General features: G+C 45.1%; 18 protein-coding genes, 1 tRNA gene and 1 riboswitch. Of the genes, 6 read left to right on the plus strand and 13 right to left on the minus strand.

Annotated features, from left to right (window positions below):
• Positions 1–170: 170 nt before the first annotated feature.
• From BN1546_RS17235 to BN1546_RS17255, 5 genes are all read right to left on the minus strand, one after another.
• Positions 171–686 carry a thioredoxin family protein gene (locus BN1546_RS17235; RefSeq protein WP_090738410.1) on the minus strand — a complete coding sequence of 172 codons (516 nt, stop codon included), beginning with the start codon at positions 684–686 and terminating at the stop codon, positions 171–173.
• Between the two features lie 201 nt (positions 687–887).
• Positions 888–2,248 (minus strand): IS1182 family transposase gene (locus tag BN1546_RS17240; protein ID WP_090737972.1). Its coding sequence is split into 2 segments (ribosomal slippage): positions 888–1,681 and positions 1,681–2,248, totalling 1,362 coding nucleotides; the frame shifts between segments, so codons are not numbered across the junction.
• 156 nt (positions 2,249–2,404) lie between these two features.
• Complete coding sequence (locus tag BN1546_RS17245; protein WP_090738411.1) at positions 2,405–4,261, minus strand: beta-glucoside-specific PTS transporter subunit IIABC; 1,857 nt, start codon at positions 4,259–4,261, stop codon at positions 2,405–2,407.
• 225 nt (positions 4,262–4,486) lie between these two features.
• A complete protein-coding gene (gene licT / locus BN1546_RS17250; RefSeq protein WP_016818607.1) occupies positions 4,487–5,335 on the minus strand; it encodes a BglG family transcription antiterminator LicT in 849 nt (282 codons plus the stop codon).
• A 233-nt stretch (positions 5,336–5,568) separates the two neighbouring features.
• A complete protein-coding gene (locus BN1546_RS17255) occupies positions 5,569–6,540 on the minus strand; it encodes a LacI family DNA-binding transcriptional regulator (RefSeq protein ID WP_090738412.1) in 972 nt (323 codons plus the stop codon).
• A 209-nt stretch (positions 6,541–6,749) separates the two neighbouring features.
• Between BN1546_RS17255 and BN1546_RS17260 the strand changes: the two genes are divergently transcribed.
• Both BN1546_RS17260 and BN1546_RS17265 read left to right on the plus strand, forming a co-directional pair.
• A complete protein-coding gene (locus tag BN1546_RS17260; RefSeq protein WP_013372717.1) occupies positions 6,750–8,207 on the plus strand; it encodes a glycoside hydrolase family 1 protein in 1,458 nt (485 codons plus the stop codon).
• 263 nt (positions 8,208–8,470) lie between these two features.
• Positions 8,471–8,566, plus strand: a riboswitch (glycine riboswitch).
• A gap of 146 nt (positions 8,567–8,712) precedes the next feature.
• Positions 8,713–10,131, plus strand: coding sequence for an alanine/glycine:cation symporter family protein (locus BN1546_RS17265; RefSeq protein WP_016324662.1), 1,419 nt, complete (start codon positions 8,713–8,715; stop codon positions 10,129–10,131).
• A gap of 57 nt (positions 10,132–10,188) precedes the next feature.
• Here the strand turns inward: BN1546_RS17265 and BN1546_RS17270 are convergent, their stop codons facing one another.
• The 5 genes from BN1546_RS17270 to BN1546_RS17290 all read right to left on the minus strand — a co-directional run bounded on the left by BN1546_RS17270 (position 10,189) and on the right by BN1546_RS17290 (position 16,228).
• Positions 10,189–11,361 (minus strand): iron-containing alcohol dehydrogenase, encoded by a 1,173-nt coding sequence (locus BN1546_RS17270; protein ID WP_090738413.1) that lies wholly within the window; start codon positions 11,359–11,361, stop codon positions 10,189–10,191.
• Between the two features lie 147 nt (positions 11,362–11,508).
• Positions 11,509–12,336 carry a carbohydrate ABC transporter permease gene (locus BN1546_RS17275; protein ID WP_040103042.1) on the minus strand — a complete coding sequence of 276 codons (828 nt, stop codon included), beginning with the start codon at positions 12,334–12,336 and terminating at the stop codon, positions 11,509–11,511.
• 21 nt (positions 12,337–12,357) lie between these two features.
• Positions 12,358–13,233 carry a carbohydrate ABC transporter permease gene (locus tag BN1546_RS17280; RefSeq protein ID WP_025678484.1) on the minus strand — a complete coding sequence of 292 codons (876 nt, stop codon included), beginning with the start codon at positions 13,231–13,233 and terminating at the stop codon, positions 12,358–12,360.
• A 32-nt stretch (positions 13,234–13,265) separates the two neighbouring features.
• Positions 13,266–14,549 (minus strand): ABC transporter substrate-binding protein, encoded by a 1,284-nt coding sequence (locus tag BN1546_RS17285; protein ID WP_090738414.1) that lies wholly within the window; start codon positions 14,547–14,549, stop codon positions 13,266–13,268.
• A 197-nt stretch (positions 14,550–14,746) separates the two neighbouring features.
• On the minus strand, positions 14,747–16,228 hold the full coding sequence (locus BN1546_RS17290; RefSeq protein WP_090738415.1) for a PTS transporter subunit EIIC: 1,482 nt from the start codon (positions 16,226–16,228) through the stop codon (positions 14,747–14,749).
• A gap of 316 nt (positions 16,229–16,544) precedes the next feature.
• Here BN1546_RS17290 and BN1546_RS17295 point away from each other — a divergent pair, with 316 nt between their 5' ends.
• Both BN1546_RS17295 and glpK read left to right on the plus strand, forming a co-directional pair.
• Entirely contained in the window at positions 16,545–17,369 is an 825-nt protein-coding gene (locus tag BN1546_RS17295; RefSeq protein ID WP_058830506.1) for an MIP/aquaporin family protein, read from the plus strand.
• A gap of 31 nt (positions 17,370–17,400) precedes the next feature.
• Positions 17,401–18,894 (plus strand): glycerol kinase GlpK, encoded by a 1,494-nt coding sequence (glpK, locus tag BN1546_RS17300; protein ID WP_090738416.1) that lies wholly within the window; start codon positions 17,401–17,403, stop codon positions 18,892–18,894.
• Between the two features lie 85 nt (positions 18,895–18,979).
• Here glpK and BN1546_RS17305 read toward each other — a convergent pair whose 3' ends face one another.
• Positions 18,980–20,020, minus strand: coding sequence for a LacI family DNA-binding transcriptional regulator (locus tag BN1546_RS17305; RefSeq protein WP_090738417.1), 1,041 nt, complete (start codon positions 20,018–20,020; stop codon positions 18,980–18,982).
• Positions 20,021–20,384: 364 nt separating this feature from the next.
• Between BN1546_RS17305 and BN1546_RS17310 the strand changes: the two genes are divergently transcribed.
• Positions 20,385–21,731 (plus strand): GH1 family beta-glucosidase, encoded by a 1,347-nt coding sequence (locus BN1546_RS17310; RefSeq protein ID WP_090738418.1) that lies wholly within the window; start codon positions 20,385–20,387, stop codon positions 21,729–21,731.
• Positions 21,732–21,844: 113 nt separating this feature from the next.
• Here BN1546_RS17310 and BN1546_RS17315 read toward each other — a convergent pair whose 3' ends face one another.
• Together BN1546_RS17315 and BN1546_RS17320 are read right to left on the minus strand one after the other, a co-directional pair.
• Complete coding sequence (locus tag BN1546_RS17315) at positions 21,845–22,609, minus strand: exodeoxyribonuclease III (RefSeq protein ID WP_025678474.1); 765 nt, start codon at positions 22,607–22,609, stop codon at positions 21,845–21,847.
• Between the two features lie 214 nt (positions 22,610–22,823).
• Positions 22,824–22,897 (minus strand) — tRNA-Arg (locus tag BN1546_RS17320).
• Between the two features lie 238 nt (positions 22,898–23,135).
• Here BN1546_RS17320 and BN1546_RS17325 point away from each other — a divergent pair.
• Positions 23,136–24,068 carry a hypothetical protein gene (locus BN1546_RS17325; RefSeq protein ID WP_025678472.1) on the plus strand — a complete coding sequence of 311 codons (933 nt, stop codon included), beginning with the start codon at positions 23,136–23,138 and terminating at the stop codon, positions 24,066–24,068.
• Positions 24,069–24,090 lie beyond the last annotated feature (22 nt).

Genomic DNA, 24,090 nt, shown 5'->3' on the forward strand with positions numbered 1-24,090 from the left:
GGTAAGAACGAGGTTCATCTGAAGCCAGTGAAGAGCGCTAGGAACTATTTTTTAATCAAGCTTGATGGCTTGAAATGCTCAATAAAAAGGTATTCATGCGTTGTTCGCTTGAATACCTTTTTTGCATGAACAACTCGTATTGTTCTTAATGAATTGGATAGGAAAGAGGCTTATAAAATGAGTTTTTTGGAGGTTAGCCACTCTTTTACGGCATCTGTACTGAGGTCTCTTTTCGGCGTCCATTCTATTTTATCCACCAGTTTGCCGTTTCTGAATTCTGCAATCGTGGGGGTGTATTTTACGTTGTAATCTGCTTTGAATTTATTCCATTGGGCTTTGTCCTTATGAATTTTGTGAACGTTCAAAAACGTAATTTTGGAGCCCAGATCATACTGTTCGATCATCTTGTTAAAGTTAGGCTCAAATCGGTTGCAGTCGCTACAACTGGGTCTGCCAACATAAACAAATACACTTTGATCCTGCTGAATGAATTGTTTAAAACCATCAATTGTAACCGCATTCAAGTGGTCATATATTTCGGGGTAATTGCTTTTGCTCGCTTGGATCTCTTTATCTTTCTGCTGAACTACCTGCTCTAGGTCTTGAAATTTAACTACAGCTGAAATAGCGATACCAATGATAAGCAACACAATGACACTTAACCCGGCGATATATCCTTTTTTCACAGAAATCCTCCTTTTTTTACAATCTCAAACTTACAATATATGATATTTCCATTTTTCGCTGTAACACTTGTCTCATGATGTATAAAAAAGAAGCTTTCCATTAGGAAAGCTTCTCAGATTGTCGAGAAACCCTGTCTTTGGAGACGAGGGTTTCTTTTTCTTTACATAATAATGGGTCTGGCACCTGGGGAAAACGGGGGATTACCCCTGTTTCGCCAGGCGATCCAGGTGAATCGCCATCTTCTTCATGTTCTGCACGGCTGCCGTCATGAGGGCTTGTTCCCTGACGTTCGGAAGTCCGCGCAAACGGCAATAGCGAAACCCATGGAGCTCTTTAGCATCCGCGAAGCTTCGCTCAATCGTCTCTTTTCGTTTGCGGTACAGCCGTTTTCCAGATGGGCTCAGCCGGTTATTCCGTACCCATTCTTTGCTGTCTTCCCAGACATGGCGAGTCACCACTTTACGGTGATTCTGAGACTGGGTACACTGGCTCAGTAACGGGCAGTGCTGGCACTGAGCTGGATCGGACGCGTACTGTCTGTATCCCTTTCGGTCCGTCGTTCGGTAGGGCAGTTCCTGTTGGGCTGGGCATCTATACACATTGCGTTTGGCATCGTATTCAAACTTCCATTTCGGAAACAGTCCTTGTCTGGGATGGAATCTTCGGTGAGCAATCACGGCAAAAATCTTTCGGTTTTGCAAACCTCGGCAAATCGGCGTCGTTAAATAACCTGAATCTAGTGCAACAGCTTCTACTTGAAAACCAAAACGTTCTCTTTGGCGATCCAAACGGAACAAATAGGGGACGGAATCATGTACATTCCCCGGTGTCACATGCACGTCCGTAATCACATTGTACTTCGTATCCACCGTACGGTGGTCCAGATAAAAGAAGCCTTCGGGCTTGCCATCACGGATCATATAGCCGCTGTCTGGGTCTGTTTTGCTTACTTTAATCTCTTTCTCTTCGTTCACTTCCTCTCGGGATTTTAAGGCTTTTTTCCGTGGTTTTTCCGGTCCTCTTTCACCGCTTCGTTCAGCTCGTCCATATAGTCTTTGGTATTCTGTAATACTTGTTCTTTGGTGTACTGGTGTCTGTTAGCATTGGCTTTGACGTGTGTGGAATCGGTGACGAGAACACGTCCGCTCACCATTCGGTGAGAGATCGCCTGCAGCACAATTTCATCGAAGATATCTTGAAAGATCGTGGTGTTTTTAAAGCGGGTGCGACGATTCCAGCTTATGGTGGTGTGGTCCGGAACCTTATCCGTTAAGCCCAGCCCCAGGAACCAGCGATAAGCCAGGTTCGTCTGAATTTCTCGCTCGAGTTGTCGTTCCGATCGAATGCCGTAGAAATAACCGAGGAAGATCATTTTAAACAACACGGTAGGATCAATGGCAGGACGCCCGTTGTCTGTACAATACAGTGGTCGAACTTTATCATCGATAAACGAAAAATCGATATACTTATCTACTTTGCGGAGCAAGTGATCTTGAGGAACCAGATCTTCGATGGAAACAAATTCGTAGGATTGTTGTTTTTCGCGGTTGGAACGTAGCATATCAACACCATCCGTTCTACAATAGTCACCTATATTATACAACATTAACGCGGTGCCGTCTTAAACAAAATAAACATAAAATAGGCTGTCGAGACTTTCTCGACAGCCTGAGAAGCTTTCCATTAGGAAAGCTTCTTTTAGTCTGAAAGTTAAACGTTAGACTACAACAGTCAATAAGTAATCCTCACGTTTCACTTCAGTTTCCATGGTGTTCAGTACATCCAGGTATTGAGCGGAATTGGTTACGATGATCGGCGTAGTCGTTGTATAGCCTGCCGCCTTAATTTGTTCGATATCAAATTCAAGCAATAACTGCCCTTGCTTCACCACATCACCCTCTTTGACGCGCTTGTCAAAGAATTGTCCTTTCAGCTTCACCGTATTAACACCAACGTGAATCAGAATTTCTGCTCCGTCATTGGAAGTAATACCGATGGCATGTCCGGTCGGGAAGACGGTCGTAATCGTTCCGTTAACCGGAGATGTCAGCACACCCTTTGTAGGATCGATCAAGATTCCTTTCCCCATAGCGCCTGAAGCAAAAGCAACATCAGAAGATTGTTCCAATGGCAGCACTTTACCTTGCAACGGACTTACGAGGATTTCCTTTTCGATTGTTACTTCTTTTTTTACGGGTGCTGTTTCTGTTTTTGCAGCTTCTTCTTTTGGATCATCAAAGCCCAAAATCATAACCAATACAACTGCGAGTACAAAGGCAACAAGTAAGCCGAGGACAACCCACAAGAATCCAGCTCCAAAATATGTTGGAAGCGCCAGTAAACTAGGCAGGGAGAAGGATTTTGCAGTCGCTCCACCGGAAGCGATAATCGCGCCCCCAATACCACCAGAAATACAAGCATAAATGAACGGCTTTTTCAATTTCAAAGTTACACCATAAATCGTAGGTTCAGTAATCCCGAATACAGCTGCCAGTGTAGAGGAACCAGCCAAAGCCTTCATTTGAGTATTTCGTGATTTCAGGAATACCCCCAGTGTTGCACCAGCTTGAGAAAGTACGGCTGCTGTAAGCATTGGAAGCATCGTGTCATAACCCAATGTTTGAATATTGGACAGCATAATAGGAACGAAACCCCAGTGTACGCCGAAAATAACAAATACTTGCCAGAATGCCCCAGCAACAGCCCCGGCGATCAATGGGCTTAAATTGTATACCCATGTAAAACCGTTCGCCAAGCCTTGACTAATCAGGTTACCGACTGGACCAAAGGCCAAAAACGTCAATGGAACAACGACCAGCAGTGATAGCATAGGTACGATAATGTTTTTAACTGATTGATGAACAAAGGAATTAAACCAGCGTTCCACATAGGATTGTACCCATACCGCGAGAATAATTGGGATTACACTGGAACTGTATTTTATCAGAATGATTGGAATCCCGAGAAAAGCCAGTTTTGCCGGATTGTCCACCGCTGCAATAACATCCGGGTACACGAGTGCTCCAGCAACTGCGACTGATACAAAGGCATTGGTCTTAAATTTACGGGACGATGTAATAGCTAGAAATATAGGCAAGAAATAAAATACGCTGTCCGAAGCGGCGTTCAGAATGAGATACGTACCGCTTGCAGTATCAATCCAATGAAGCGACGCAATTAAGGCCATAATTCCTTTGAGCAAACCTGCTCCGGCAAGAGCACCCAAGAGAGGGGAGAAAATGCTGGAAATGATATCGACCGCTTTGCCGAGAAAATTCGTTTTTTCGGAAGATTCTTCTTTTTTCGCATATGGATTATCCGCATCCTGCAGATTTGTTTCTGCCATCATATGCTCAAAGACTTGGCCTACATTGTTACCGATGACCACTTGGAACTGTCCGCTGCTTTCCACCACTGTAATGACACCAGGCGTTGCTTCCAGTGCAGCTTTGTCCGCTTTTGTGCGATCCTTTAATTTAAATCTCAAGCGTGTAGCGCAATGGAATACCGAATTGACATTCTCTTCGCCGCCAACGAGAGTCACTATTTTTTTGGATAGCTCTTTATCACTCATGTTCAGAACTCCTTAAGTGTTATTCTTGCTACTGATAGGATTTACCGTTTACAGCTGTTGCTAAGATGCGCCGGCGTGCATCTTTATAACCTTGTAAACAAGAAAAACCTAAACTCGTGGTGAAAACGACGCACTCCTTCTATGAGGGAACGTTGATTTCACCATCAGTTTAGGTTTTGCCTGCCTTACCAGTCACAATCCATGAACGATGAGGATATGAAGTTTTTAGCCTGATATGTTATTACGCTCAGTTACCCGATGAATGTGAATCGTTAGATATACATATTCATCCTTGCTTAAATATTGATCATATGTTTTTTCTAGATATTCATTAATTTTTTGGGCACAAGCAAAAGCTTCGGTATATGTTTGCTTTACCTGGTTGTACAAAAATTCTTCACCACTGTGAATAACCTCTTTGCGAATGACTCGCATTGCAAAATATTGCAAATGGGTCAAAAATCTCGAATAGCTAAAAGAAGACTCATCCAGCACAATCCCATAATGATACGTAATAATGTTCAATATGTGTTGGACAATCTCGGTCATTTTCAGTGTAGCCTTCATCTCGTTACCGTCGATCCGTGCATTCACCATATGCAATGCAATAAATCCCGCTTCGTCTTCGCCCAATTTTACACCGAGTGTATTTTCTATTTTTTGCAGAGCATCCAGTCCAACTGCAAATTCTTTTTTGTAAAAGCGTTTAATTTCATACAGCATCGCGTTTTTGAGTGCTAATCCTTTTTCTTCCCGCTGTATGGCAAAATGAATATGGTCGGTCAATGTTAAATAAATGTTATCACTTAACTCCGTATCCAGCACTTCTGCTGCATGGGTCACGATTTCATTCACGACCTCCAGATGAGACACGGGAATATCGTTCAGCAGCTCAGTTAGTCTGGCCGTGAACTCGTTTTCATTTAACATGAAAATCTTATCTATTTTATGATCATCGACTTGGTCGCCAGCCACCTTTTTGAAGGAAATACCTCTTCCCATGACGATAACCTCTTTGCCTTTATCATTTTTAGTCAACAGGACGTTGTTATTGAGCACCTTCTCAATAATCATTGAAGTTCCCCCTCCCATCCTTTACCAATAAAAAATGCCCAAGCACAATTCAATACTATTGTTAGCAATAGCACTCAATTGAACTCAGGCATTGCCCGCATCACCGGTCACAATCCTTCGATATAGTGCTATTGTAGCACAAAAAAAAGCGATTTCAACATATTTTATTCTCTTTCGACAAAAAATATTTTATATTAAGGCCCATTTGCCTAGTTTGCGAGCCAACTGTGCTCTTAAGTGGTTGTACGCTCAATGAGGCTGTATTCCAGTGAATGAAGCTCCATTTGGCGTCCAATCAGCTGAGGAGAAAGCACGAAAAAAGCATTTTGTGCCTGAGCCATTATGGGATTTTGAACCGTTGTAATTCCCATCGTGTGCGCCAGCTCCGTGTTATCAAACCCAACAATCGCCAGATCTTCTGGTACCTTCAGCAGTTGTCTGCGCGCTTCGCAGAGAATGCCCACTGCTACATAATCGTTAGCACACAAAATAGCCTCCGGAAATTCCTCCCGATGCTGTAATAAATTGCGCACGACCTGTTCGCCGTCACGAATGTTATAAATAGAAGAATAGTTCCAGTGCTGTAACACTGGCAGATTGTGTTCACTCATGATCTGCTCATAAGCTCGTTGTCTGCTGTGAGTATTGATGCTGCTTGGACGACCAAAAGCATTGGCTATACGTGTATAACCTTTTTGTATCAAATGTTTGAGCGCTAACATATATCCTTCATACTGATCCATTGCGACGGAGCGAATATCGGTATGCTCCATTCGTTGCCATGCCACGATCGGTCCATATTTGCAATAAGTACTCAAAAAATCAGTGTCATTCACGCAGGAAATGATGACCAGCGCATCGACTCTTTTTCTTTTTAAATCCTCGAAAGCTTGAAGCTCTTTCTTTTTGTCTTCTCCCGAAGTATAAATAATGGTTTGAAATTCATATTGTCCTGCGATTTCTACAAAGCTGTCCAGAAATGCCAGAACAATTTCATTAATAGTTGATGTGATGATACCAATCTGAAGCGTTTGGCCCTTGGATAAAGAAATCGCATTCCGATTAGGAACATAATCTAATTCCTGCATGATTTTTAAAATTTTAGTTCTGGTTTCGTGGCTTACATGGGGGGACTGATTTAACACTCTGGATACCGTAGCTTTGGAAAAGCCCGCCAGTTTTGCAATTTGATCAAGATTCGACATGATGCTTCTCCTCACCTAAGAAAAAAATACTTGACATGAAACGCGTTACAACAATTAGGATGCTTATGAGGGCATTACGTCTATTTTAAAGCATCTATCGGTGCATTTCAAAGGATAACGGTCACCGTTAGTTATTGATTCGCATTGCAGCACCTGATGGGTTATTGACTAGAGTGAAAACATTAGATAAGAAAAGAGGTTTTCATACCATGACGAAGACGCTAAAAGGATTCCCGCAAAACTTCCTATGGGGCGGGGCAACTGCAGCCAACCAATTGGAAGGTGCTTTTGACGTAGATGGAAAAGGCCTGTCCAGCGCAGACATGATAGCCTATGTACCTAAGGCAGAACGTAAAAACGATCATGCTATAGAAATTTCGTCTGAACGACTGGAGGACATCTTGGCAGGGAAGGTAAACGCCCGTTTTCCAAAGCGTGAAGGAGTGGACTTCTACCACCGCTACAAAGAAGATATTGCTTTGTTTGCAGAAATGGGCTTTAAAGTATTCCGGATGTCCATCCACTGGTCGCGGATTTTCCCGAATGGATATGATGCCGAGCCGAATGAAGCAGGATTGCAATTTTACGACAATGTATTCGATGAGCTGCGCAAGTATGGTATTGAGCCGTTGGTAACATTGTCACATTATGAAACACCGCTAGGTCTGACACAGAAGTATAATGGCTGGTTGGGACGCGAAGTCGTAGATCATTACGTAAAATATGCCGAAACGGTATTTACACGCTATAAGGATAAAGTAAAATACTGGCTGACCTTTAACGAAATCAATGTCATGACTATGAGTCCGTTTACTGGCGGCGGTGTGGTTATTGACCGTGTAGAAAACAAGCAACAAGCGATATATCAAGCATTGCACCATCAATTTGTAGCAAGTGCACTGGCGACCAAACGGGGACATGAGATCATTCCGGGTGCTCAGATCGGCTGTATGCTGGCTCGCATTGAAAGCTACCCACATACGTGTAACCCAGAGGATATTCTGAAAGCACAGCATGAAAATCAAATGAATCTGTTCTTTACGGATGTGCATGCTCGTGGGGAGTATCCCAACTATATGAACCGCTATTTTGAAGAAAATAATATTGTGATCCAGACAGAACCCGGCGATGCTGAAATTTTGAAAAATAATACGGTTGATTTTATCTCATTTAGCTACTACATGACCTTGACCGTATCGGCAGGTCCAGAAGGAGAAAAGGCAGCAGGGAACCTGATTGGCGGTGTGAAAAATCCGTATTTGCAGTCCTCCGATTGGGGATGGCAGATTGATCCGATCGGCCTGCGTGTTACACTAAATACGTTTTATGACCGTTACCAAAAGCCGCTGTTCATCGTGGAAAATGGCCTGGGTGCGTACGATAAGGTAGAAGAGGACGGCTCTGTGCATGACACGTATCGCATTGATTACTTGCGTCAGCATATTGCCCAAATGAAGGAAGCCATTGCTGACGGTGTTGATCTGATTGGTTACACCAGCTGGGGTCCTATCGACCTTGTGAGCATGTCTACTTCCGAAATGTCCAAGCGCTACGGATTTATTTACGTTGATCTGGATGATGACGGTAACGGAACGCTCCAACGCTCCAAAAAGGACTCATTTAACTGGTATAAAAATGTGATAGCAACCAATGGTGAAGAATTGTAATTCTATATCGTTTTGGCGGGTACAGCAGAGAAAATCCTTAGGATGCAATCTGCTGTACCCGCTTTTTGTATAGACACCCTATTGATTCGTCAGAGGGCTTCACAAATTTTTCACTTGTAATACGCTGAAAGTTTTCTGTATAATAAATAAAAATTTCATATGTCTGGTTGATGTTTGCGGGAGATGGAACGAAAGTTCCGACCGAAGGGGCAAAACTCTCAGGTGCTTAAGCTGATTTACAGCAACAAGCAGGGACCGTAAACGGACAGAACTCTGGAGAGACCCTTAATTGGGCGCCGAAGGTGCACCGCAGATTATCATCTGCTTAAACTCTCAGGCAAAAGGACAGAGACGCGAATAACCTGTGACAGGGAATACTCTAGGCTTTTTAGAGATAAAATCCTGTACAAATTGGTTTATTTTTCGTGCCTTTAACCTCTCCAGGAGTCGAATCAACGGATTTGACTCTTTTTTGTTTTTTAATATGCTGGAGGAGCGGGTTGAAATGAATTTGGTACATTTATTAGAAACAATTGACAGTTGGATGTGGGGAGCGCCGCTTCTAATTCTCGTCATGGGCACTGGGTTGTGGCTAACGATTCGTCTGAAGATGCTTCAGATTATTCGATTGCCCTTAGCGCTCAAGCTAATTGGTAAAGCGCCGGACGAAGGCAGCGGGGATGTCAGTAGCTTTGGAGCATTGAGTACGGCACTCGCAGCTACTGTAGGTACGGGAAGTATCGTCGGTGTCGCAACAGCGATCAAACTGGGTGGGCCCGGTTCATTATTCTGGATGCTGGTTGCAGCTTTTTTCGGGATGGCAACCAAATATGCGGAAGGGTTATTATCCGTTAAATACCGTGTTAAAGACCGGAACGGACAATTTTCGGGTGGACCGATGTATTATATTGAAAACGGGCTTGGCCGCCGTTTCAAGCCGCTGGCGATGTTGTTTGCCTTTTCTGGTATTCTTGTAGCACTATTTGGAATCGGTACTTTTCCGCAAGTAAAGGCTATCGTTTCTTCTACGGAAAGTAGTTTTGGCGTGCCAACAGTAGTTACAGCAATCATTATTTCCGTGTTGACGGCTGTTGTTACGATTGGAGGACTCAAAAGTATCGCCAAGGTATCCACAAAGATTGTTCCATTCATGTCGGGGCTCTATATCGTGGTTTGTTTAATCGTACTCATTAAGTTTGCAGGAGAGCTTCCTCATGCGATCGCACTAGTATTACAAGGGGCTTTCTCGACAACATCTGCGACGGGTGGATTTGCCGGAGCCACGATTATGCTGGCGATGCGAAGCGGAGTTGCCAGAGGGATCTTTGCAAATGAAGCTGGTTTGGGAAGTGCGCCAATCGCAGCAGCAGCAGCTAAGACGAAATGGCCCGCAGAACAAGGACTAATATCCATGACGGGCGTTTTTATCGATACGATGATTATTTGTAATTTGACAGGATTTACATTGCTGGTTACGGGAATATGGAGTGGAAATGATGATGGAGGTCTGATGACTCAACATGCGTTTTCCAGTGCCTTTCCGGCTGGAGCAGAGCTCGTGACGATTAGCCTTATTTTATTTGCGTTCACAACGATACTTGGCTGGAACTACTACGGGGAACGCTGTGTTGAATATTTGCTTGGGGTCAAGTGGATTAAACCATACCGTTATCTGTTCATCATACTGGTTGCCGGAGGCGCGTTCATCAAGCTCGATGCCATCTGGCTGCTGGCAGATATTTTTAACGCAATGATGGCTTTTCCGAACCTGATTGCATTGCTCGGCTTGTCGGGAATTGTCGTTGCCGAAACTCGCACTTATATGAACTCTTTGTATCCTAATAAGAAAAAGGGCATTCTTGCAGGTGCCAATGTAGGGGCGGCTATCCAAGTAGAAGAAAAAGGACAAACGATCAATTCATAAATAATAAAAGGGAGTGCTCTCAGCCATCACAGGCTTGAGGACACTCCCTTTTAATTGTTATAACGATGCACGCAAAATAGCTAAAATATCTTCCTGTTTCAGCTTTTGATAATTACCGAAACCTCCGTACTCCATTTCACGGGCCGCAATGCTTGCGATGTTTTCCAATTCTTCATCATTAATGTTGTAATCGGCCAGGGTAGAAGGGGCACCAAGACTTGTCCAGAACGCACTTAGACGGTCAATACCTTCCAAGGCAATTTCTCTGTCAGTTTTACCTACAGTGTCCAAGTCGAACATACTGAGCATCAGCCGCTTCATGCGTGCAGCATCCTGATCCACTGTATGTCTCATCCAGTTGGGAAACAGAATCGCTAGACCGCCAGCATGAGGAATATCATATACAGCAGATAGTGCATGTTCAATGGTATGCGAAGCCCAATCCCCGAAGTAGCCCATTTGCAGCGTACCGTTCAGGGCAATCGTCCCAGCATATAATATCGTTTCGCGATGCTCATAGTTGTGCAAATCCTCCAGCAGCTTAGGTGCCGTTTCAATCACGGTTTGCAGCACGGAAAAGCACATACGATCTTGCAGCGGTGTATTTTTAACATTGTGAAAGTACTGTTCAAAGACGTGGCTCATCATATCCACCATGCCATAAACCGTCTGATCACGTGGCACAGAAAAGGTGTTTTTCGGGTCCAAGATGGAGAATTTAGGATGCGTCACCGCGCTGCCCCACACGTATTTCTCGTTCGTTTCCCAGCTGGTGATGACAGAATCCGGATTCATTTCCGAACCCGTGGCGGCGAGTGTAAGGATGGTACCGAAGGGCAAAGCCTGGGTAGGCATATGTTTTTTGTTGATAATATCCCACACATCGCCGTCATATTCAGCCCCTGCTGCGATGGCTTTGGTGCAATCAATAACGCTTCCGCCGCCAACTGCAAGCAGGAAGTCTATCTTTTCATTTCGGCAAATCTCGATGCCCCTCTTAACGGTAGACAAGCGCGGATTGGGTTCAACGCCCGACAATTCATGAATGTAGAGGTGCAGAGGCTCTAACGCGTTTAATACCTGGTCATACAAACCATTTCGCTTGACACTTCCGCCTCCATATACCAGCAAAATGTTTTTGCCGTAATTCAACAGCTCTTGCTGCAATTGTTCAATTTGATTGTCTCCAAAAATTAATTTGGTGGGATTATAATATGTGAATTTGTTCATCTGGAAGGTTCCCCTCGGTTCATAGTTCATGTTCAAATTGTAATCTCTTATCTTGACTAGCTCGTTAATATCTGACTTGGCCATGTAAGATATTTGAAATGACGATTAACAATTATATATGAAAAGAATAAGGGGAATCAAGTGAAGCTAATCTTTGATCGCTCCAGCGGCAAGATCGGAAATAAACTGGCGGCTGATAAAAAGAAACAAAATAATAAGAGGGAGTACAGCCAGCAGGGTGCCAGCAATGACCATCGCATAGTCCGTATTGTAAATCCCGTTCAACTGGGACAATGCAATCTGGAGCGTAAATTTGCGCTCATCCGTTAAAACGATTAACGGCCATAAGTAATCATTCCAAGCTCCTATAAAGGTAAATGCGCCGAGAAAAGCGAACGCAGGTCTTAAAATCGGCAGTGCTACATTCCAGTACAGCCGAAAAAAGCTGCACCCGTCCATACGCCCCGCATCCAGCAACTCTTTGGGAATGGATTCTTCTGCATACTGGCGGATCCAGAAAATGCCGAAAGCATTTACCATACCTGGGATGATGAGCGCTTTGAACGTACCTACCCATCCAAAGGAAGCCATCATGACAAAGGAGGGGACGAGCGAAAGTTGTGAAGGGACCATCATTGTAGCTAGCAGTATGACGAATAGCCCCTTTTTGCCCGGAAAATCAAACTTGGCGAATGCAAAACCAGCCAGTGAATCAAAAAACAGCACCAATAGGGTAACAGAACTGGCTACAAAAAGGGTATTAAAAAAAGCTCCAGCAAAATCAATCTGCTGCAATACTCTCGTTATGTTATCCAGGAAGTGGCTACCGAACCACAATTGTGGCGGAAAACGATAGATGTCTGAGGTTGTACGGGTCGCCATGACGATCAGCCAGTAAAACGGAAACATCGACAGGATGATCCCCACCAACAGCCCGGCATATAGAACAATGGATTTTGCACGTGTCTGCATCATGTTGTGACGCTCCTTCCATCGTTATTTTTTACCTTGAACGAGTTTCCAATTGATGATGGAGAATACGGCAATGATGAGAAACATACCCCATCCGACGGCAGCACCATATCCAAAATAGTTGTTGATGAACGACTCGCGGTACAGGTATAAAACGATGGTCATGCCACTTGCCCCGGAACCGCCGTCATTACCGACCAGAACCTGTGGCTCAGTGAAGAGCTGCATACCGCCGATGGTGGACGTAATGACCGTAAACAAAATGACTGGACGCAACATGGGAATGGTGATGCGGAAAAAAGCCTGTGCTCCGGTTGCGCCGTCTATTTTGGCGGCCTCATACAGCACATGCGGAATACTCTGGAGTCCAGCCAGATAGATGATGGCGTTGTAGCCCATCCATCTCCAGACGACCATGGAAGAAATGGCGATTTGGATACCCCACGGCACATTGAGCCATTGGATCATAGGTAGCCCCAAAAGCTGCAGAAGATAGTTGAGAAATCCAAAATTGTTGGCAAATAAGGCGCCGAAGATGATGGCAACAGCAACAATAGACGTCACATTGGGCAGGAAGAATCCAACTCGCCATAAGGTGCGCAATTTCACAAAAGGGGCATAAAGCAGAAAGGCAACAATAAGGGCTAGAAGTAGCATTGGAATCGTGGCATACACCCAGATCACAAACGTATTGCCTACAGCCTGCCAAAATTCGGTGTCTGTCACAAGGTAACGAAAGTTACCCCAACCGTTATAGGTCATGTTTCCGATCCCGTCCCATTTGTGAAACGCCAGGTACAATGAAAAACCAATCGGAAACAAGCCAAAGATGGCAAACAGCAGATAAAATGGCGAGATCGCAACATATACGGCCCGGTGCTTCCAGATTTCTCTCAGCATATTGTCCACACGCCTTTTTTGGATTTTGTTTTTTACCGCTGTAATTCCCGTTCAATTCGTTGCATCGTTTCCGACCATAATGCGTCGGGATCGGCATCTTGTTTGGCCACATTGGAAAGGCGGCGGGTCACTATGCCATGGATGACAGGATAGCGCTCGCCGAAATAGCTGCTTTTCACATGACGTGCGGAGGCGGCAAAAATGAGACCAGTGGCCTGACCACCAAAGAAAGGCTCGGGTGTCTCCATGACTGGATCGTCATAGACGCCGGGAGTGGATGGGAACAGCCCGATTTTGTGGTAGGCTTCCAGTTGGTGTTCCGGGTTTTGCAGCCAGGTCAGGACTTCAAAGGCTTCTTTGGGGTGTTGGCTGGATTTGAGGATAGAGATGAAAGAACCTCCCAGATTGCCGTCTCCTCCAGGAGCCCGAGCGACTCTCCATTTGCCTGCTGTATCCGGTGCAGCCTCTGTGAGAACTTGCTTCATCCAGATTGCCCCTACGAACGAGGCGATTTTACCGTTATTGACCGAAGCGTTCCATTCGGGAGTCCAGCCATCCGCATTGGCGAGCAGATGCTTCCTATGGAAATCCACAGCGGTTTTCCAGCCTAGGCGGATGTCAGGAGATTGATTGCCGACATAACTTCCGTCCGGCTTGAAGTATAGGTTCGTATGCTGAGCAAGCACTTGATTGTAAACGTTTACAATATTATCAGCCAAAAACGAACGACTTCCGAATTTCTGACGAAGTTGTTCTCCGGCTGCCATGTAATCATCCCATGTACGGATAGAGGAACTGACCTGTTCAGGATCACTAGGTAAGCCCGCCTGTTCAAACAGGTCGCTACGATAGAAGAGGGCGGTGGGCCCAGTATCCATAGGAAATGCAATCATTTTACCATCAGGAGTGATCCCCTGATTCCATTTCCATTCCAAATATTGATCCTTCAGGCGATCTGCTCCGAGTTCCCTTAAATCATAAAAACGATCTGCACTGGGGAACAGCTCCACCATCCAGTCGTTCAGAGCTACGATGTCTGGTTCACCGGAACGAGCTGCGAGCGTTGTCTTCAGTTTGGCTTTAAAGTCACCGCCTATTTTTTGAGTTTTTAATTCAATGTCGGGGAACTGTTTTTCCGCCTGGGCGAGCAATTCATCATCAATAGAACGATTCCAATACCACAATGTAAGCGTTATCTTTTTTCCGTTTGACAAATTAGTTTCAGATGATTGGCCTTCAGAGGACAGGGACCCACTACAACCACTAATCATAGTGAGAAAAGCAAGACATAATATCAGCCATTGTACTGTCTTCACGTCATTTCCCTCCTTGCTGTCTGAATAATCTGCCTACTGAACAAGTTGTAAAATGGTTTAGCTCCATCATATGAAGCTGTTACCCATTTATGTGCATTGCCTTAACCAAAAACAAAAAATTTGAAACGTTTATCCATAAAAAAAGCACGTGCGTCTGTTATAGGAAGATCGCACGTGTTTAAGTCAGGGGATTAGCTTCATGACATCAATCGTTGTATCTCATCTTTCAGAGTTTCGGACCGAGTACCGAAAATAACCTGCAGGGTACCGTTCCCAAGCCTGATAATTCCTGACGCTCCGAGCTGCTTAAGAGCTTGATCGTTAACCACTTTGTCGTCTTTGACGACAAGGCGTAGCCGTGTGATACAGGCATCAATGCTTTGGATGTTGTCTGAACCGCCGAGATAGGTTAGGACCTTGTCTGCATGACTGGACTGAGTGTCGGATAGGGTGCTTGCCTTTCCGTGGGGTATGGATTCGTTAGCCTCAGATAGGAGATTGTCATCTACATCGTCTTCACGCCCGGGAGTCTTTAGGTTGAATTTGAGAATGATGAAGCGGAATAGAAAATAATACACGAAGGCGAAGACAAGCCCGATCGGGATCATTCGCAAAGGGTGAGTGGAGAGTTTCATATTGACCAGATAGTCAATGAGACCTGCTGAAAAAGAAAAGCCGAGTTTGACATCTAATAGGTATACGACCAGACCGCTCAGCCCTGTCAGCAGAGCATGAACGCCGTAAAGCAATGGTGCAATGAACATAAACGAAAATTCGAGGGGCTCAGTAATCCCGGTCAGGAACGACGCTAGCGCAGAACCGATAAAAATGGAAGCGACAGCTTTACGTTTTTCCGGTTTGGCCGTATGGATGAATGCGAGAGCCGCCGCCGGCAGAGCGAACATCATAATGGGGAAGAAGCCAGACATGAACATACCTGCCGATGTATCACCTGCGAAAAAACGCGTCAGGTCACCATGAACAACTTCACCTGCAGCATTGGTATAGTCACCAATTTGAAACCATGCGATCGAGTTCAACACATGATGCAAACCGAGCGGGATCAGCAGCCGATTGGCAATCATAAACACCATTGACCCGATTCCGCCAAAGCCGACAATCCAGTTGCCGAAGGCTGCAATTCCATCTTGTATCGGACTCCAGATCATGCCGAGCAGAATGGCTAGAATCATGGTCGTGAAGGCGGTAATCATGGGGACAAAACGTTTGCCCGAAAAAAAGCCAAGCCAATCTGGAAGCTGAATATTGTGATATTTTTTGAACAGGTAAGCAGACCATCCGCCGATAAAAATACCACCCAATACGCCCATGTCCAGCTTGACGTCGTCTGGAATATACGCAAATATACCTGGTACGGCCGCCAAAATACGGGTCAGCACCAAGTAAGCAATGACTGCCGAAAGTGCGGCTACCGCGTCGCCTGCCAGGCCAATGGCAACACCGATCGAGAAAATGAGCGCCAGGTTGCCGAAGATGGCACCCGCCCCTTCGTTCAGAAAAGGAGTGACATAATGATTCAGAAATCCACCCACTCCAGGACCAAGCGGAATGTCCGTTTCATAATTAATGAGAGCTAGCCCTTGCAAAATCCCTGCGGCGGGTAAAGTAGCTACTGGAAGCATTAACGACTTGCCGATTTTTTGTAGAAATTTCAGCATAACATTCTTCCCTTCTTCATCAAGTTTGGGAGTGTCGTATTCATCCTGAAATCCTTACGTCCATCCATTTTTTTACATCATAAATCGCGCAATCTAACATGGTCAACGATTATTTTAGAATACTAAAAGACGTAAATCCGCAGTTGACATCGCTTACATGCTTATATAATATCAAATTTAAGTTAATAATCGTGACGGAGACGAGAGAGCCACGCAGACATCCCATGTACAGCACAGGGTTGGTTTGTGATGGCTTTTCTTTTTTTGCGCGATGAAAACGATCAAAATCGGAGGATCTATTGAGGAGGTTGGTTGTATGTCGCCATACGCAGCCGAATTCATAGGGACAATGATTCTTATTGCCCTAGGTGGCGGAGTGTGCGCAGGGGTGTCCCTGAAAAAGTCATTTGCTCACGCTTCCGGCTGGATTGTGATCGGAATGGGGTGGGGGCTCGCGGTAGCTATTGCGGTGTATGCGGTGGGTCAAATCAGCGGAGCGCATTTGAATCCGGCAGTTACACTCGCGTTGGCATTTCAGGGTAGTTTTCCATGGCAGGATGTTCCCGGCTATATTGTGGCCCAGCTTTTTGGGGCCATGGCGGGTGCAGTGATCGTCATTTTGCATTATTGGCCCCACTGGAAAGAGACGGAGGACGCAGCAACCAAACTCAGTGTATTTGCGACAGGACCAGCTATTGATCATCCGTTTGCCAACGTACTTAGTGAAATGATAGGTACTTTTATCTTTGTCCTTGCCTTACTGTCGTTTGGTGCCAATTCATTTACAGACGGCCTGAAACCGCTGATTGTTGGTTTTTTGGTTGTCAGTATCGGTTTATCCCTTGGAGGTACAACGGGTTATGCCATCAATCCAGTGAGGGATTTTGGACCGCGTCTGATGCATTATTTGCTACCGATTCCCGGCAAGGGAGCATCCAACTGGAAATATGCATGGGTGCCCATTGTAGGACCGCTATTGGGGGGATCTTTCGCAGGGCCATTTTATCAGGCCGTTTTTAAGGGAAGTGTGACTCCGGCTTTCTGGATTTTATTAGGGGTCATCGTGGTTGTACTCTTGATTACCTTCCGTATCAGTCGTACTTATAAAAATCATAAAATGAATCATAAGCTAACAGCGTAAAAACGATGGATTTACACGGGGAGAGATGAACATGGGAAAATATATTTTGTCACTAGACCAGGGAACGACAAGTTCAAGAGCGATTTTGTTCAATAGCGAAGGAGATGTGGTGTACTCAGCCCAGCGGGAATTTCCGCAATATTTTCCTCACCCCGGCTGGGTAGAGCAGAATGCGAATGAAATCTGGAGCTCTATTCTGGGCGTTATTGCCTCCTGTCTTTCCGAATCGGGTGTAAAAGCAAACCAAATTGCTGCCATCGGCATTACCAATCAGCGTGAATCGGTGGTCGTGTGGGACAAAAATACAGGATTACCCGTGTATAACGTACTCGTATGGCAATCACGCCAAACCGCGGATATTTGCGAAGAATTGAAGCGGCAAGGGCATGAGGAGTTGTTTCACAGCAAAACAGGGTTATTGATCGACCCGTATTTTTCAGGCACTAAAGTAAAGTGGATACTGGATCATGTAGAAGGCGCGCGGGAAAAGGCGGAACGAGGTGACTTGTTATTCGGTACGATTGACTCGTGGCTAATCTGGAAACTATCCGGCGGAAAGGCTCATGTAACAGACTACTCCAATGCGGCCAGAACGCTGATGTACAATATTTACGAGCTCAAGTGGGATGAAGAGCTGCTGGACATTCTGGGTGTTCCAAAAATCATGCTGCCTGAGGTAAGGCCCTCTTCCGAGGTATATGCGCACACCGTGGATTATCATTTTTTTGGTCAGAATGTACCGATCGCTGGTGCAGCAGGTGACCAGCAGGCAGCCTTGTTCGGTCAGGCTTGTTATGAAAAAGGAATGATCAAAAACACTTACGGCACAGGCTGCTTTATGCTGATGAATACGGGGGATCAGCCTGTTGAATCCAAGCACGGTCTGATCACGACCATCGCTTGGGGACTGGGGGAAGGCAAAGTGCAATACGCACTCGAGGGGAGTGTGTTTGTTGCGGGCTCGGCGATCCAGTGGCTGCGAGACGGGCTGCGCATGTTCCGTGAGGCGAAGGACAGTGAGCCTTATGCGGCCCGTGTTTCCTCTACAGAAGGGGTGTATCTTGTACCCGCTTTTGTCGGACTAGGCAGCCCCTACTGGGATAGCGAGGTGCGCGGAGCGATGTTCGGTCTGACGCGGGGAACCACAAAAGAGCATTTTATCCGCGCCACCTTGGAGTCGCTCGCTTATCAGACCAAGGATGTGCTTACAGCCATGGAGATTGACTCAGGTATTACGGTGAAGATGTTGCGAGTGGATGGTGGAGCTGTGTTGAACAATTTTCTGATGCAATTCCAGAGCGATATTCTGGATGCGACGGTGGAACGGCCGGTCATCCATGAGACAACAGCGCTGGGTGCCGCATGTCTGGCAGGCTTGGCGGTTGGATACTGGAAGAGTACAGATGAACTTCGTAAGCGAGTGAGGGTGGAAACTTCCTTTACCCCTACGATGGATGAAGCAACACGTGACAGCCTGTATGAAGGCTGGAAAAAGGCCGTGAATGCAACGATGGCCTATAAGTAATAGCTTAAACGAAGAGGCTCAATATATTTAAACTGTAAAAAGGTGACTTCTAAATTCAACAGGAGTCACCTTTTTGAGGTATATGCTATCCCTTGATCCTCGTATGGTTCCAATTTTGCCGGGCTCCGCAAGAGGTACGAATGACTAGTTCGGGCTCTACTTTAATACATTTCGTATCCATTTGTTTATTCATCAGGTCAAACAGCACCATGGCGGCTAGACGACCTATTTTTTGCTTGTCTTGTTTTACAGTCGTCAATGGAGGATCGGTATAACGACAGGCTTCAATATCATCACAGCCTACTACAGCAATATCCTCGGGTACCCTCAAGCCGCTTTCCTTAAAAGCACGGATGGCACCAAGGGCAAGCAGGTCGGTAGCCGCAAAAACAGCTCTTGGTAAATCTCCTTGCTGTATCCACGCCTTCGCAATCTGGTATCCATCCTCTGCCGCATAGTCCTTACCATACACGATCCATTCAGGTCTGAAATCAAGGCTAAACCTCTTTAGTGAAGCGATAAACGCTTCCTCTCTCTCTTTAATAACCAAGGAGGGGCGTTCAATGCCTATAAAACCCATCTCGCGGTATCCATTCATGTAAAAGTGCTCAACAACCTTCATTGAGATCTTTTGATTGTCGGACATAATGTAGCAGGAACTGGCTCCGGTTAGCTCAATATCGACACCGATGCAGGGGATAGGACTGGCGTCGAGATCGAAAACACTTTTCTCCACTTCGTCTCCAGCAATAATAATGCACCCGTCCACTGAAAAATATTTCGAGCGAGCCAAATAGTCCTCTCCATTATCCAGAAATTTTTCATTTGAAAAAAACAGCAGGTCATAACCGAGCAAGCCAATCTGCTTTTTGAAAACATTAATGATGTCCACAAAAAAAGGATGACTAAAATCGACATTCAGCTTGCCAGCGAATATAACGCCTACCAGATTGGATTTTTTGGTAGCAAGTGTTTTAGCCGAGGAGGAAGGTCTATAGCCTGTTTCCTCCATAATTTTAAGTACTCGCTGCCGGGTTTCCTCACTGATATCTGTGTAATTGTTTATGATTTTCGAAACCGTCGCTACTGAAACGCCTGCCATACTAGCTATTGTTTTTATATTCATGGAATCCTCCACAACTAAACTGATTTAGTTGAATTGACTTTGTATTTCAAATTCAATGATTACTCGTATTCTATGCTACCTCATAGATGGGAGTCAACAGAGTTAATAAAGGATTTATCCTAATATTTTAAGGAGTAAGAACGATAATTTAACGGTGATTATATTTTTTTGATATTTCATAATTCTCTATTTACAAATACAGGTTATTCGATACATAATAGTAGCTGTAATTAACTAAACCGATTTCGTAAAAGTGAATGCATTTACCACTGGTTATTTTGCATATTTTCCTCCAGCGCTTTATTGTCGGCGGTGCAATGGCCGGAGCTGTGAAGTCTTTATTTCTGAAAGGAAGGTACCGAGTATGAGCGAGAATATCTTTGTATTTCCTGATACGTTTATGTGGGGAACTTCAACCTCTTCCTATCAAATTGAAGGTGGCACAAATGAGGGCGGTAGAACGCCCTCCATTTGGGATACTTTCTGTCAAATTCCCGGGAAGGTGATCGAAGAGGATTGTGGAGATGTGGCTTGTGACCATTTTCACCGCTTTAAAGAAGACGTGCAATTAATGAAACAGCTTGGTTTTTTACATTATCGTTTTTCTGTGGCTTGGCCGCGCATTATGCCCGCGCCCGGCGTGGTCAACGAACAAGGGCTGCTCTTCTATGAGCATCTGCTGGATGAGCTTGAGTCGGCCGGGCTAATTCCAATGCTGACTCTGTATCACTGGGATTTACCGCAGTGGATTGAGGACGAAGGTGGATGGACGCAGCGAGAGATTATCCAACATTTTAAAACGTATGCCTCTGTAATCATGGACCGATTTGGCCAGCGAATAAACTGGTGGAATACGATAAACGAGCCTTATTGCGCTTCTATTTTGGGATATGGTACAGGGGAGCATGCCCCTGGGCATGAGAACTGGAAAGAAGCCTTTACTGCCGCCCATCATATTTTGATGTGTCATGGGATTGCGATCAATTTGCACAAGGAAAAAGGATTAACAGGTAAAATTGGCATTACGCTAAACATGGAACATGTGGATGCCGCTTCCGAGCGACCCGAGGACATAGCTGCTGCCGCCAGAAGGGATGGCTTTATTAATCGTTGGTTTGCTGAGCCATTGTTTAACGGAAAGTATCCTGAAGATATGGTGGAATGGTACGGAACGTATCTGAATGGATTGGATTTTGTACAGCCTGGTGATCTGGAGCTGATTCAGCAACCGGGAGATTTTGTAGGCATTAACTATTATACCCGCAGCGTCATTCGAGCAACTAACGACGCTTCGCTACTGCAAGTGGAGCAGATTCACATGGAGGAGCCAGTAACAGACATGGGATGGGAGATTCACCCTGAATCCTTTTATAAGCTGCTGACGCGGATTGAAAAGGATTTTAGCAAGGGCTTACCCATTCTGATTACGGAAAATGGAGCAGCGATGAAGGATGAACTGGTGAATGGACAGATTGAAGATACCGGGCGTCAGCGCTATATTGAAGAGCATTTAAAGGCGTGTCATCGCTTTATGCGGGAGGGAGGTCAGCTCAAGGGCTATTTTGTCTGGTCTTTCTTTGATAACTTTGAATGGGCCTGGGGATATAGCAAGCGTTTTGGTATTGTACATATCAATTACGAGACGCAGGAACGGACCCCCAAACAAAGTGCGCTGTGGTTCAAGCAAATGATGGAGAAGAACGGGTTTTAAACAGAAAACCAGGTGCAAGTTAGCAATAGCTTCAATTTATGTAGGCCGTCATGCTGTAAAACAGAGCATGACGGCTTTTTAATTTTATAAAATACTTGCGTCAGGTAGGGGATCTATGCAGAAATATCTTGCAAATCCAATATAACAGGGCAGTGGTCACTGCCTGTAATATGGCAATCAATACTCGCATCCATTAATAGCGGACGAAGCCTCTCTGAGACGAGGAAGTAATCAATCCGCCAGCCGATATTCCGTTCCCTCACCTTTGGCATGTAGGACCACCAGGAATAAACATCTGTCCGATCAGGATAAAAATATCTGAAGGTATCTATAAATCCGGCGTTGAGCAGCTGTGACATGCGGTCTCGTTCCTCGGGCGTGAAGCCAGCATTACCGTAGTTGGCTTTAGCATTTTTAAGGTCGATCTCCTGATGAGCCACGTTCAAGTCTCCGCAAATGATGACAGGCTTCTGAGCGTCTAGTTGTTGCAGATAGCTGCGAAAACGGTCTTCCCATTCCAGTCTGTATGGCAATCGCGATAAGTCTCGTTTCGTATTTGGTGTGTACACATTGACGAGGTAAAATTTTTCGAATTCTAGTGTAATAGTTCGACCCTCTGGCTCTTCATTTTCTTCAAGTCCATAATGCACAGAGAGCGGCTTGATTTTGGTGAAAATAGCTGTGCCGGAGTACCCTTTTTTCTCAGCGTAATTCCAGTATTGAGCGTATTCCTCCATGTTCTCCATGAGGATTTGTCCTTCTTGAAGCTTCGTTTCCTGTACGCAAAAAATATCAGCATTCGTTTCTTTTAGATAAGTATAAAATCCTTTGGTTACACAGGCTCTTAAGCCATTTACATTCCAAGATATTAATTTCATTTGATTAAACTCCTTACTACTCTACGCAGTCAAGCGGTGTAATGGTATACCCTCGATAAAAGGCTGTCCCAGACAAGCGCTCAAACAGCGCTGCGGAAACAGCCTTTTCTACATTAAAATAGGTTGTAATACGATGCTAGGCTCCAACATCCACAGTGGGTCCTATTTCGCTGGAAAATAAAAAAAGCTTCCTAAACAGGAAGCTTCGGCTATACGTCCCAGGAGGGATTCGAACCCCCGACCGACGGCTTAGAAGGCCGTTGCTCTATCCAGCTGAGCTACTGGGACATAAAATTCAAGCGAATACTAATATATCATATGGATGAAAAAGATACAAGTCTTATTTTGCATATATCGCTTATTTGGGCTCTACACCACATAAATTCAGAATACACATCGTTTTTTTTGCCTTATAAAAGGGTATGTTAGAATACAGGTGAATATGTTGAAGACGAGTGGTTGAACTTCGGCTGCTGTTTCTCATATAATCTACAAATACTTTAGCTTGCGGAGGAGAGGGGGTGCCTTGAAAATAAAGGACTCCAAGGTGACGACAAAAGAAAATAATATCGTATTGTTTCCGAAGACACTGGACTACTATCAAATTCAACTTACGGTGATGCTTGAGAACGAACGTTACGGAGAGGCGATGGCGATGCTGCGTTTTTTGATGCAGTGTCAGGGACAGGAGCAGAAACAATACGATGAATGGAACGCTCTGTTACAATGGCTGGAAGCTGCATTTCCACAGTACGCTGACAGCGGGGCGGCAACGGACAATGTGGAAGAAGACGAAGTCAGTGAAGTTGAGTTGGCTCGCCGTCATGCACGCTTTAAGCAGGAACAGGATGCAGGCTACGGTAACAAGCTTTTGCAGATGGCTATGGATCAACCGTTATCCGAACAGACGATTCTAGCTTTGGAACAGCTATCCTACTTGGAACTGCCGGAGATCGACGATGCCTTGCTTCGCTGGATTACTGAACGGGAAATCCATCCTCTTCTCCAATTCCGTGTTCTACAGACAATGAGACGCCGTGGAATGGAAGGGACGATAGAAATCAGACGGGGTGATGAAAAGACGGAAATCGATATTGAAACGGTTCCGTTACAGCCCGATGAGTTTCCAGAGGCGATTATGCGTATTTTGGAACGGGTAGCTGACCAGACTGAAGTGCATGAGCCTACACTATTCTATTTTGCACAGGAGCTATGGTCACAGTTTGTGATGGCAGTGTACGGTACGAAAGATTATAGATCAATGTTGGTGGAAGAGGACGGGATGCCGGATATTTGGGCAGCAGCACTCCATCAGACCGTTTCGGAAAGTTTGAACGGGAACAATAATGAGGAAGAAACCCGCGCTATATATGGCATTACAGATGCACTACGCTTCCGTTTTGAGCAAGCGTATCGGTCGATGCGATTATTCGTCGCGGCGGGAATGAACACTCCTTAATGACCGGAAACGTTTACCTGTT

The organism is Paenibacillus sp. Mc5Re-14 (assembly GCF_001049835.1).
Taxonomy (GTDB): domain Bacteria; phylum Bacillota; class Bacilli; order Paenibacillales; family Paenibacillaceae; genus Paenibacillus; species Paenibacillus polymyxa_C.

Excerpts from the sequence above, each read along its gene's own strand:
- BN1546_RS17310 (WP_090738418.1), top strand. The coding sequence starts at position 20,385 with ATGAGCGAGAATATCTTTGTATTTCCTGATACGTTTATGTGGGGAACT.
- BN1546_RS17270 (WP_090738413.1), bottom strand. The coding sequence starts at position 11,361 with ATGAACAAATTCACATATTATAATCCCACCAAATTAATTTTTGGAGAC.
- BN1546_RS17275 (WP_040103042.1), bottom strand. The coding sequence starts at position 12,336 with ATGATGCAGACACGTGCAAAATCCATTGTTCTATATGCCGGGCTGTTG.
- BN1546_RS17305 (WP_090738417.1), bottom strand. The coding sequence starts at position 20,020 with ATGAATATAAAAACAATAGCTAGTATGGCAGGCGTTTCAGTAGCGACG.
- BN1546_RS17290 (WP_090738415.1), bottom strand. The coding sequence starts at position 16,228 with ATGCTGAAATTTCTACAAAAAATCGGCAAGTCGTTAATGCTTCCAGTA.
- BN1546_RS17255 (WP_090738412.1), bottom strand. The coding sequence starts at position 6,540 with ATGTCGAATCTTGATCAAATTGCAAAACTGGCGGGCTTTTCCAAAGCT.
- BN1546_RS17315 (WP_025678474.1), bottom strand. The coding sequence starts at position 22,609 with ATGAAATTAATATCTTGGAATGTAAATGGCTTAAGAGCCTGTGTAACC.
- BN1546_RS17245 (WP_090738411.1), bottom strand. The coding sequence starts at position 4,261 with ATGAGTGATAAAGAGCTATCCAAAAAAATAGTGACTCTCGTTGGCGGC.
- BN1546_RS17280 (WP_025678484.1), bottom strand. The coding sequence starts at position 13,233 with ATGCTGAGAGAAATCTGGAAGCACCGGGCCGTATATGTTGCGATCTCG.
- licT (WP_016818607.1), bottom strand. The coding sequence starts at position 5,335 with ATGATTATTGAGAAGGTGCTCAATAACAACGTCCTGTTGACTAAAAAT.
- BN1546_RS17295 (WP_058830506.1), top strand. The coding sequence starts at position 16,545 with ATGTCGCCATACGCAGCCGAATTCATAGGGACAATGATTCTTATTGCC.
- BN1546_RS17260 (WP_013372717.1), top strand. The coding sequence starts at position 6,750 with ATGACGAAGACGCTAAAAGGATTCCCGCAAAACTTCCTATGGGGCGGG.
- glpK (WP_090738416.1), top strand. The coding sequence starts at position 17,401 with ATGGGAAAATATATTTTGTCACTAGACCAGGGAACGACAAGTTCAAGA.
- BN1546_RS17265 (WP_016324662.1), top strand. The coding sequence starts at position 8,713 with ATGAATTTGGTACATTTATTAGAAACAATTGACAGTTGGATGTGGGGA.